The following is a 9,090-nucleotide window of genomic DNA, read 5'->3' on the forward strand; positions in this document are numbered from 1 at the left end:
CATAAAAGCAAAGCCAGGAGTTCATACCCCTGACTTTTTCAAAGCTTGAGTAAACCCCAAGTCTATTTAGTTACTCTGTTTTTTTTACTATTTCTATTGCATTTATCTTATAGGAGTAGTATTATTTAGTTAGTAAAGACTAACTCTTTACTAAACACAACATATCCTTTCATATTCTCAGTTCCATTAAACAGAGGACATAAAAAATCACAGGACGGCACACACCTGTGATTTTTTATTTAGATCTTATCTTTGAAATATGTTTTTAAAGCTTCAAAAGTTTCTGGTGAAATATAATGTTCGATACGACATGCATCCTGTGAAGCAGTTGATTCACTAACACCAATATGAATTAAGATATCTCTTAATTCAGTATGTCTTTCAAATATCATATTCGCAATCTTAGCACCAGCTTCTGTTAATGTAATGGCACCATCTTCATCCATGTTGATGAGTTCCTTCTCTTTTAATCTTTTCATCTGTTGTGAAATAGTAGGTTTAGAGAAATTCATTTCACGGGCGATATCAATGGAACGCACATGTCCTTTCTTCTTCTGAATAACTAATATAGTTTCTAAGTACATTTCTGTAGATTCACTCATCTTATTCACCTCATTTACATTATTATAGCATAAAAATTCAAATAATGAAAAAGTTAGGCTTTGCTAATATTTTTGTTGACATGCAAAAATAGTAAGGCTATACTAACATTGGAGTTAGAAAAGGCTAATTAGGTTAGTCTAATCATCTGAGGAGGCGGATTATATGCCAATTAGTATGGTAAATCCTGGAGATACAGTCATTATTAGACGTATTACAGGAACTGATAAAGTAAAGAATCATCTTGCAGAACTTGGTTTTGTAGTAGATGGGGAAGTGACTATTATCAGTAAAGTAGATAACGGAATTATTTGTAATGTGAAAGGCAGTAGGATTGCGCTTTCTGAACAGATGGCCAATCGTATATTGTTTTAAGGGAGGAGCAACATGAACTTAAAAGATGTAAAAGTGGGCGAAACAGTAACTATTAAAAAAGTAACTGGTACAGGTCCAGTAAAAAGAAGAATTATGGATATGGGTTTAACTAAAGGACAGAGTGTTTATGTAAGAAAAGTTGCACCTTTAGGAGATCCAGTAGAAATTACAGTACGTGGTTATGAATTATCTTTGCGTAAAGCAGATGCGCAGATGATTGAGGTGGAGGAATAGTTATGAAGATAGCGTTAGCGGGTAACCCTAACTCTGGTAAAACAACGTTATTCAATGCACTGACTGGTAGTACTCAGTATGTTGGTAACTGGCCAGGGGTTACAGTTGAAAAGAAAGATGGGAAACTAAAAGGTCATAAAGATGTGACTATCCAGGATTTACCTGGTATTTATTCATTATCTCCTTATACACTTGAAGAAGTGGTTACAAGAAGATATTTAATTAATGAAACACCTGATGCAATCATTAATATCATTGATGGAACTAACCTAGAAAGAAACCTATATTTAACAACTCAGTTAGCTGAATTAGGTATTCCTATGGTTTTAGCTGTCAACATGTATGATATCATCGAAAAGAAGGGTGATAAGATTGACTTAGATCAGTTAGGTCAGTTATTTGGTTGTAAAGCAGTCACTTTATCTGCATTAAAGAATAAAGGAACTCAGGAAGTGGCTGAAGAAGCAATTAAACTTGCACACAACCATAAAGTATCAGAACATCCTCATGTATTCGATGGTTCTGTAGAACATGCTTTGGCACATATTGAAGAATCAATTGAAAATAAAGTAGATGCATCTAAGTTAAGATGGTTTGCAGTTAAGGTATTTGAAAGAGATGAAAAGGTATTGGCTGAACTTAAATTAGATCAGGCAGTATTAAATGAAATCGAAGGTCATATTGCGGATTGTGAAACAGAAATGGATGATGATTCAGAATCTATTATCACAAACCAGAGATATACATTTATTAAGAATTCTATTAACAAGGTTCTTACAAAGAAGAATCCACATCAGACATTATCTACATCAGATCAGATTGATAAGATTGTCACTAACAGATTCTTAGCTTTACCAATCTTCGTATTAATTATGTGGCTTGTTTATTACATCTCAGTATCTACAGTAGGTGACTGGATGACTGGATGGGTGAATGATGTATTATTTGCAGAGATTATTCCACCTATAGTAGAAACTTTCCTTAAATCAATTGGTTGTGCAGCTCCATTAATCAGCTTAATTAATGATGGTATTATTGCTGGTGTAGGTTCAGTATTAGGTTTCGTACCACAGATGGCACTTATCTTCTTATTCTTAGCTATTCTTGAAGATTCAGGATATATGGCAAGAATTGCATTCATTATGGATAGACTATTACGTAAATTCGGTTTATCTGGTAAATCATTCATCCCTATCTTAATTGGTACAGGATGCGGTGTTCCAGCTGTTATGGGTACACGTACTATTGAAAATGAAGCAGATAGAAGAATGACTATTCTATTATGTACATTTATTCCTTGTGGTGCAAAGACTGTTATTATTGGTATGATCAGTTCAGCATTCTTCCCAGGTAACACTTGGATTGCGCCAGCAATGTATTTCTTAAGTATTTTAGTTATTATTTTATCAGGTATCGCATTAAAGAAGACTCGTTTCTTTGCCGGTGATCCAGCACCATTCGTAATGGAATTACCAGCATACCATATTCCTACATTAAGAGGTGTATTCATCCATGTTTGGGAACGTGCAAAAGCATTCATGATTAAAGCAGGTACTATTATCTTTAGTATTAGTATTGTAGTTTGGTTATTATCTACATTTAACTTCTCATTCCAGATGGTTGATATTGAAAACTCAATGTTAGCCTCTATTGGTCATCTATTTACAGCATTATTCGCACCAGTAGGTATTGAAAACTGGAAAGGTTCAGTAGCTGTTATTTCAGCTCTTGCAGCTAAGGAACAGGCTATTTCTACTATCTCTATCTTAAATCACATGGGTGATGCAGATTCAGGTGCTAAGGCAATTCATGCTATGGTTAATACATTCTCTGCAATGGGTGGCTTCTCATTCATGATTTTGAACTTATTCGATCCACCATGCTTTGCCGCTATTGGTACAATCATGAGAGAAATGGGTTCTAAGTTCTGGGGATGGTTTGCGATTTTATACCAGATGGTATTAGGTTATGTATTAGCTATGATCACTTATCAGTTAGGTTCATGGTTATTCTATGGTGCGGCATTCGGATTAGGTCAGATTCTATCAATCGTATGTATTTTAGTAATGATCTACTTCATTGTAAGACCAGCACCTAAACCAGAATTAAAGACACAGAGAGCTTAATCAATTATGGGTAACATCATAGTTGTGGCTATTGTTGTTGTGTTGCTCATTATAGGTGTTCTTCACTACAAGAAGACATTACAGTCAGGATGTTGTGGTGAACACGATCAAATAAAGAAAATAGGTATGGGGGATAAGGATAAAAATCTTTATCCCTATCGTACTATTCTTCATATTGACGATATGTTCTGCAAGAACTGTGCAGCAACAATAGAAAATGCGTTTAATCAACATAAAGAATATCTTGCATCAGTAAACATGAATAAGAAAGAAATCACTATTCTTTCTATGAATCAACCTGATCTAGAAACATATAAATAAATGATCATCAAACTTGGTTATACACCAAGATAATTGTATAATAGAAGCAAGAAGGAGATAGTATGGGTACAATTATAGTAAGTATTTTATTAGTTATCTGGATTTGTCTTGTCCTTAGAACTATATATAAAAATAAGAAAAAAGGCATAGGTGTCTGTGGACATAATTGTAATACATGTGGCACAAATGATTTATGTCATGCTGATCTCTATAAAATGTATCGTGAAGAGATGCGTAAAGAAGAGCACGCTTAGTGTTCTTCTTTTTTTAATTTGAGCATATTCATTGAATTATATCTTAAAAGGATTATACTATAAGTAGTAATAATTACTATTTATAAAAAGGAGGAAACTAATATGAAATGGGTATGTAAAGTGTGTGGATATGTATATGAAGGTGATGAATTACCTGAAGATTATGTATGTCCACTATGCGGTGTAGGACCAGAAGAATTTGAAAAAGTAGAAGAATAATATAATTATTTTTCAAAGCAAAAAAGGCTGTAACGCTTAAGGTAGTAGTCAATACTATCTGTTCGTTACAGCCTTTTAATCTGGCAGGGAATACGCCGAGTTTTTTAAAGAATATGTAAGTGTTGTGTATTTTGATTAGGTTTGATTTATTTAGTTGTTTGATATGATATAGTAGAGTGGAGTGGAGAGGTGAATATGAAGAAAATATTAATTTTATTAGTGACAATGATGTTATGTGCCTGCTCACCTGCAGAACCTATGTCACTCAAAGACAGCTATGGACAGTACAAACAAGAGAAAATCGTATATGCGAATAAGAAGGATTACATAAAGAAGAAGGATGCTTATAATGCGTATCTTGTTTATGAAATCAATAAAGATGCATGTACATTTGAAAGTGATTTAAAGTATCAGAATATCCAGTATAAGAAGGTTGAACTATCAAAAGATGAGAAAGAAAAAGTTCCTGAAGCACGCATCAAATACAACCTTTATGAAGGTGAAAAACAGTTAGGTATTGCGGTTTACTTAGGTGAAGAAACTGTTTATATTGCTAGCTATGATCAATATGATGGCAGTCCTGTATATATTGCGAAAATGAAAAAAATCATAAATAAGAGCTAAAATTTACGAAAAACAGAAAATAAATAATTTTGTTTATATTTAAATAAAAATTATTGACAAAGTAAAAAAGTGATTGTATTATAGACCCAAGTTAAATAAACAAATCGATGAACGAGAAGAGTATCTTACAATCACCTACAGCGAGATGACATAGAGTGGAAGGTCATCAGGAAGATATAAGAGAAACGCACTCGGGAGAGTCTGTTGGAATTGAGTATAACAGAACGTGAATCTGCGTTAATGAAGAGGTGGTTTGTATGATACAAGCAACTAGAGTGGTACCGCGTTTATATACGTCTCTGGATTAATCCAGAGGCGTTTTTTGTTTATTAAAGGGGTGTTTGATATGAAGGAACGACGATCTAGTTAAGTAGTGGGGCATTAAAATAAAACATCAAACATTTAAAGGAGAAGAAAATTATGGAAAAGAAAACATTTAAGAAAGTTGTATTAGCTTATAGTGGAGGATTAGATACTTCAATTATTATTTCTTGGTTAAAGGAAAATTATGGTTGTGAAGTTATTGCAGTTGCTGCTGATGTGGGACAGGGTGCTGGAGAGCTTGATGGTCTTGATGAAAAGGCTGCAAAGACAGGTGCTTCTAAATATATTTGTGTAGATTGTAAACCTGAATTTGTTAAGGATTTCTGTTTTGAAGCAGTTAAAGCCAATGCATTATATGAAGGTAAATATATGTTAGGTACTTCTCTTGCAAGACCAATTATTGCGAAGAAGTTAGTAGATATCGCTTTAGAAGAAGGTGCAGATGCAATCTGTCATGGATGTACCGGTAAAGGTAATGACCAGGTAAGATTTGAATTAGCTATTAAAGCATTCGCACCAGATATGCCTATTATCGCTCCTTGGAGAGAATGGGATATTAAATCAAGAGAAGAAGAAATCGAATATGCTGAAGCAAGAAAGATTCCTCTAAAGATTAACAGAGAAACAAACTACTCTAAAGATAAGAACTTATGGCATTTATCTCATGAAGGTTTAGATCTTGAAGATCCAGCTAATGAACCTAAGTATGATGAAATCCTAGAAATGGGTGTTTCACCAGAAAAAGCACCGGATGTTCCAACATATATCACTTTAACTTTTGAAAAGGGTGAAGCTGTCGCATTAAATGGTGAAAAACTTGAACCAGTAGAAATGTTAGCTAAGTTAAATGAAATCGGTGGTGCAAACGGTGTTGGTATCGCCGATATGGTTGAAAACAGACTTGTTGGTATGAAATCAAGAGGTGTATATGAAACACCAGGTGGAACTATTTTATATGCAGCACATCAGAACCTAGAAGAAATTACTGTAGATAAAGAAACACAGCATTTTAAACAGCAGGTAAGTTTAAAGCTTGCTGATAATATCTATAACGGTCAGTGGTATACACCTCTTACTGAAGCATTACTTGCATTTGTAGATAAGACTCAGGAAAACGTAAATGGAGACGTTAAACTTAAATTATATAAGGGTAATATCGTAGGTGCTGGTGTAACATCTCCAGATACATTACATGATTTACAGACAGCATCATTTGATGAAGATGATGATTATGATCAGTATGATGCTAAAGGATTTATCACATTATATGGTTTACCAATCAAGGTAAAAGCTAAGTTAGATCAGAAGAAAAAGAAATAGGAGTTTAAGATATGGTATTGTGGAAAGGTAGATTTTCTAAAGAATTAAATCATGAAGTGAATGCATTCAATTCATCTCTTTCATTTGATCATCGTATGTATAAGCAGGATATCAGAGGATCTCTTGCTCATGCAAAGATGTTATGTAAACAGAGTATTATTGAAGAGAAAGATTATGAAGAGATTGTAGAAGGTTTAAATGCAATTTTAAAAGAGATTGAAGAGGGTACACTCCTCTTTGATCCTGAAGCTGAAGATATTCATATGTTTGTGGAAAGTGAACTCACAAAACGTTATCCAGTGGCTGGTAAAAAACTACATACAGGACGTTCTAGAAATGATCAGGTTGCATTAGATCTTCGTTTATATGCACATGATGAAATTCTAGAAATCAAGAAGATGTTAGTGAACCTGATTCATACATTAACAGATTTAGCTGAACATAACCTTGATACAATCATGCCAGGATATACACACTTACAAAGAGCACAGCCTATTACTTTTGCACATCATTTAATGGCTTATGCATCAATGTTCTTAAGAGATATTGATCGTTTAGAAGATGTTGATAAGAGACTTTATGTATCACCTCTAGGAAGTGGTGCACTTGCTACAACAACTTATCCATTAGATAGACCATTTGTGGCAGAAGAATTAGCTATGTATGATATTATGTATAACTCTTTAGACGGTGTGAGTGATCGTGATTATGCGATTGAGTTATCAAGTGCCTTAGCCACAATCATGATGCATTTATCAAGATTCTCAGAAGAAGTGATTCTATGGTGTTCATGGGAATTCAAATTCATTGATCTTGATGATGCCTATGCAACAGGTTCTTCTATTATGCCTCAGAAGAAGAATCCAGATATTGCAGAATTAGTAAGAGGTAAGAGTGCAAGAGTCATTAGTGATGTGAATACATTACTTACAATGATGAAGGGACTCCCGCTTGCTTACAATAAAGACATGCAGGAAGATAAAGAAGCTTTATTTGATGCAATTGATGAAGTTAAGCTTTGTCTTCCAGTCTTTACAGATATGATGGCAACTATTACTGTTCATAAAGATAAGATGAGAGATGCTGCTGCAAGAGGATTTATCAATGCAACAGATTGTGCAGATTATTTGACTAAGAAGGGTATGCCATTTAGAGATGCTTATAAGATTACTGGGGAACTTGTAAGATACTGTATTGAATATGGAGAAACATTAGAAACACTTCCTCTAGATGTTTATACAGGTTATACAGATATGTTTGGTGAAGATGTTTATCAGGCTATTTCATTAGAAACATGTCTTAACAACAGAGCAGTTGTTGGTGGACCTTCTCCTAAAATTGAGATGGAGAATATTCATAGAATCAATCAGAAAGTGAGTGGATATTGTGATTAAAGCAGGTATTATTGGTGCAAGTGGTTATGCAGGATGTGAACTATTAAGAATCTTATTAATGCATCCTGAAGCAGAAGTAACAGCTATTTCTTCACATAGCTATACTGGTAAGAAGATTTATGATCTTTATCCTAACTTCTATCAGGTATGTGATTTAGAGTTTATTGAAGATACAGAAGTCATTGAGAAAGCAGATATTATTTTTGCATCTCTTCCTCATGGATTATCTGAAAAGTATGCCAAGACATGTGTAGAAAAGGGTAAGAAGTTTATTGATTTAGGGGCTGACTTCAGACTTGATAAAGAAGAAGATTATCAGAAATGGTATGGTTTAGATTATAACTTACCAGAACTTCATAAGAATCAGGTATATGGTTTACCTGAAGTCAATAGAGATAAAATCAAGGATGCAACTATTATTGGAAATCCTGGCTGTTATCCTACAACTATTACATTAGGTCTTTATCCTTTATTAAAGAATAAGCTCAATGTATCACAGAAGATTATTATTGATTCAGCATCAGGTACAACAGGTGCTGGTAAGAACTTAAGTGATGGTATGCATTTCCCAAGATGTAATGAATCGTTCCATCCTTATAAAGTAGGTGTACATAGACATACACCAGAAATTGAACAGGAATTAAGTAAGATGAATGAAAAAGATGTACATATCACATTTGTCCCTCATTTACTTCCTGTAGACCGTGGTATTGTTTCTACTATTTATGTTCCTGTAGATAAGTCTCTAGAAGAAATCTATGAAACATATGTGGAAGCTTATAAGGATGAACAGTTTGTGAGAGTATTACCTCTTGGACAGGTCGCAGACTTAAAGTTTGTGAAAGCATCTAACTATTGTGATATTTCATTACATATGGATGAACGTGATCATACATTAATTGTAGTGTCTACAATTGATAATATGGTGAAAGGTTCTGCTGGTCAGGCAGTACAGAATATGAATATTATGTATGGACTCGATGAGAATACAGGTTTAAATCTTGTCGCTCCATCATTCTAAGGAGGAAAGTGTGAAACAAAAATCAATCAAAACGTATAAAAAAAGACAAACTTAAAAATAAGTTTGAATAATTTAGAAAAAATAGAATAATTGAATATTATGGTTTAGTTAATTTAGAAACGTCAAAACCTGATTTCTTAAGAAACTCTATCGCTGATTCTTCTGTTAAAACTTGTTGCTTTATAGGTGGCTTAGGATTTTTAAATGATTCATAATCTGAAGGATTAAATGTCTCTCCAGTAAGAATCATATGGTATATACTGACAAGCATCATTCTT

At 33.7% G+C, this 9,090-nt stretch carries 11 protein-coding genes, 1 pseudogene and 1 other annotated feature; of the genes and pseudogenes, 10 read left to right on the forward strand and 2 right to left on the reverse strand.

Features of this window, described 5'->3' with window-relative positions; genetic code table 11:
- Positions 1–239: 239 nt before the first annotated feature.
- Positions 240–602, reverse strand: a complete 363-nt coding sequence (locus EAI80_RS10395) for a metal-dependent transcriptional regulator (RefSeq protein WP_129981965.1) — start codon at positions 600–602, stop codon at positions 240–242.
- 163 nt (positions 603–765) lie between these two features.
- Between EAI80_RS10395 and EAI80_RS10400 the strand changes: the two genes are divergently transcribed.
- From EAI80_RS10400 to argC, 10 genes are all read left to right on the forward strand, one after another.
- Positions 766–975, forward strand: a complete 210-nt coding sequence (locus EAI80_RS10400) for a FeoA family protein (protein ID WP_129981966.1) — start codon at positions 766–768, stop codon at positions 973–975.
- Positions 976–987: 12 nt separating this feature from the next.
- On the forward strand, positions 988–1,209 hold the full coding sequence (locus tag EAI80_RS10405) for a ferrous iron transport protein A (protein ID WP_022425513.1): 222 nt from the start codon (positions 988–990) through the stop codon (positions 1,207–1,209).
- A 2-nt stretch (positions 1,210–1,211) separates the two neighbouring features.
- Positions 1,212–3,335: a ferrous iron transport protein B gene (feoB, locus tag EAI80_RS10410; protein WP_192924052.1), complete on the forward strand. Its 2,124-nt coding sequence runs from the start codon at positions 1,212–1,214 to the stop codon at positions 3,333–3,335.
- Positions 3,336–3,341: 6 nt separating this feature from the next.
- The gene (locus EAI80_RS10415) at positions 3,342–3,656 is read left to right on the forward strand and encodes a heavy-metal-associated domain-containing protein (RefSeq protein WP_129981968.1); all 315 of its coding nucleotides are present in this window, start codon (positions 3,342–3,344) and stop codon (positions 3,654–3,656) included.
- Between the two features lie 62 nt (positions 3,657–3,718).
- Positions 3,719–3,910: a FeoB-associated Cys-rich membrane protein gene (locus EAI80_RS10420; protein ID WP_022425516.1), complete on the forward strand. Its 192-nt coding sequence runs from the start codon at positions 3,719–3,721 to the stop codon at positions 3,908–3,910.
- A 102-nt stretch (positions 3,911–4,012) separates the two neighbouring features.
- Positions 4,013–4,129, forward strand: a complete 117-nt coding sequence (locus EAI80_RS10425) for a rubredoxin-like domain-containing protein (protein WP_022425517.1) — start codon at positions 4,013–4,015, stop codon at positions 4,127–4,129.
- Positions 4,130–4,324: 195 nt separating this feature from the next.
- On the forward strand, positions 4,325–4,753 hold the full coding sequence (locus tag EAI80_RS10430) for a hypothetical protein (RefSeq protein WP_129981969.1): 429 nt from the start codon (positions 4,325–4,327) through the stop codon (positions 4,751–4,753).
- Between the two features lie 98 nt (positions 4,754–4,851).
- Positions 4,852–5,057 (forward strand) — a binding site (T-box leader).
- Positions 5,058–5,173: 116 nt separating this feature from the next.
- Positions 5,174–6,397: an argininosuccinate synthase gene (locus EAI80_RS10435; protein ID WP_006506230.1), complete on the forward strand. Its 1,224-nt coding sequence runs from the start codon at positions 5,174–5,176 to the stop codon at positions 6,395–6,397.
- An 11-nt stretch (positions 6,398–6,408) separates the two neighbouring features.
- Positions 6,409–7,791 (forward strand): argininosuccinate lyase, encoded by a 1,383-nt coding sequence (gene argH / locus EAI80_RS10440; protein WP_129981970.1) that lies wholly within the window; start codon positions 6,409–6,411, stop codon positions 7,789–7,791.
- Positions 7,775–8,812, forward strand: a complete 1,038-nt coding sequence (gene argC, locus EAI80_RS10445; RefSeq protein ID WP_202976633.1) for an N-acetyl-gamma-glutamyl-phosphate reductase — start codon at positions 7,775–7,777, stop codon at positions 8,810–8,812. Before argH ends, argC begins: the two co-directional genes overlap by 17 nt.
- A gap of 97 nt (positions 8,813–8,909) precedes the next feature.
- Here argC and EAI80_RS13475 read toward each other — a convergent pair.
- Positions 8,910–9,090 (reverse strand): annotated as a pseudogene (locus tag EAI80_RS13475) (hypothetical protein); the annotation flags it as partial.

The sequence above is a fragment of the Catenibacterium sp. co_0103 genome (genome assembly GCF_004168205.1).
Classification (GTDB): Bacteria; Bacillota_I; Bacilli_A; order Erysipelotrichales; family Coprobacillaceae; genus Catenibacterium; species Catenibacterium mitsuoka_A.

Excerpts from the sequence above, each read along its gene's own strand:
- EAI80_RS10405 (WP_022425513.1), top strand. The coding sequence starts at position 988 with ATGAACTTAAAAGATGTAAAAGTGGGCGAAACAGTAACTATTAAAAAA.
- EAI80_RS10425 (WP_022425517.1), top strand. The coding sequence starts at position 4,013 with ATGAAATGGGTATGTAAAGTGTGTGGATATGTATATGAAGGTGATGAA.
- EAI80_RS10420 (WP_022425516.1), top strand. The coding sequence starts at position 3,719 with ATGGGTACAATTATAGTAAGTATTTTATTAGTTATCTGGATTTGTCTT.
- argH (WP_129981970.1), top strand. The coding sequence starts at position 6,409 with ATGGTATTGTGGAAAGGTAGATTTTCTAAAGAATTAAATCATGAAGTG.
- EAI80_RS10395 (WP_129981965.1), bottom strand. The coding sequence starts at position 602 with ATGAGTGAATCTACAGAAATGTACTTAGAAACTATATTAGTTATTCAG.
- feoB (WP_192924052.1), top strand. The coding sequence starts at position 1,212 with ATGAAGATAGCGTTAGCGGGTAACCCTAACTCTGGTAAAACAACGTTA.
- EAI80_RS10435 (WP_006506230.1), top strand. The coding sequence starts at position 5,174 with ATGGAAAAGAAAACATTTAAGAAAGTTGTATTAGCTTATAGTGGAGGA.
- EAI80_RS10400 (WP_129981966.1), top strand. The coding sequence starts at position 766 with ATGCCAATTAGTATGGTAAATCCTGGAGATACAGTCATTATTAGACGT.
- EAI80_RS10415 (WP_129981968.1), top strand. The coding sequence starts at position 3,342 with ATGGGTAACATCATAGTTGTGGCTATTGTTGTTGTGTTGCTCATTATA.
- EAI80_RS10430 (WP_129981969.1), top strand. The coding sequence starts at position 4,325 with ATGAAGAAAATATTAATTTTATTAGTGACAATGATGTTATGTGCCTGC.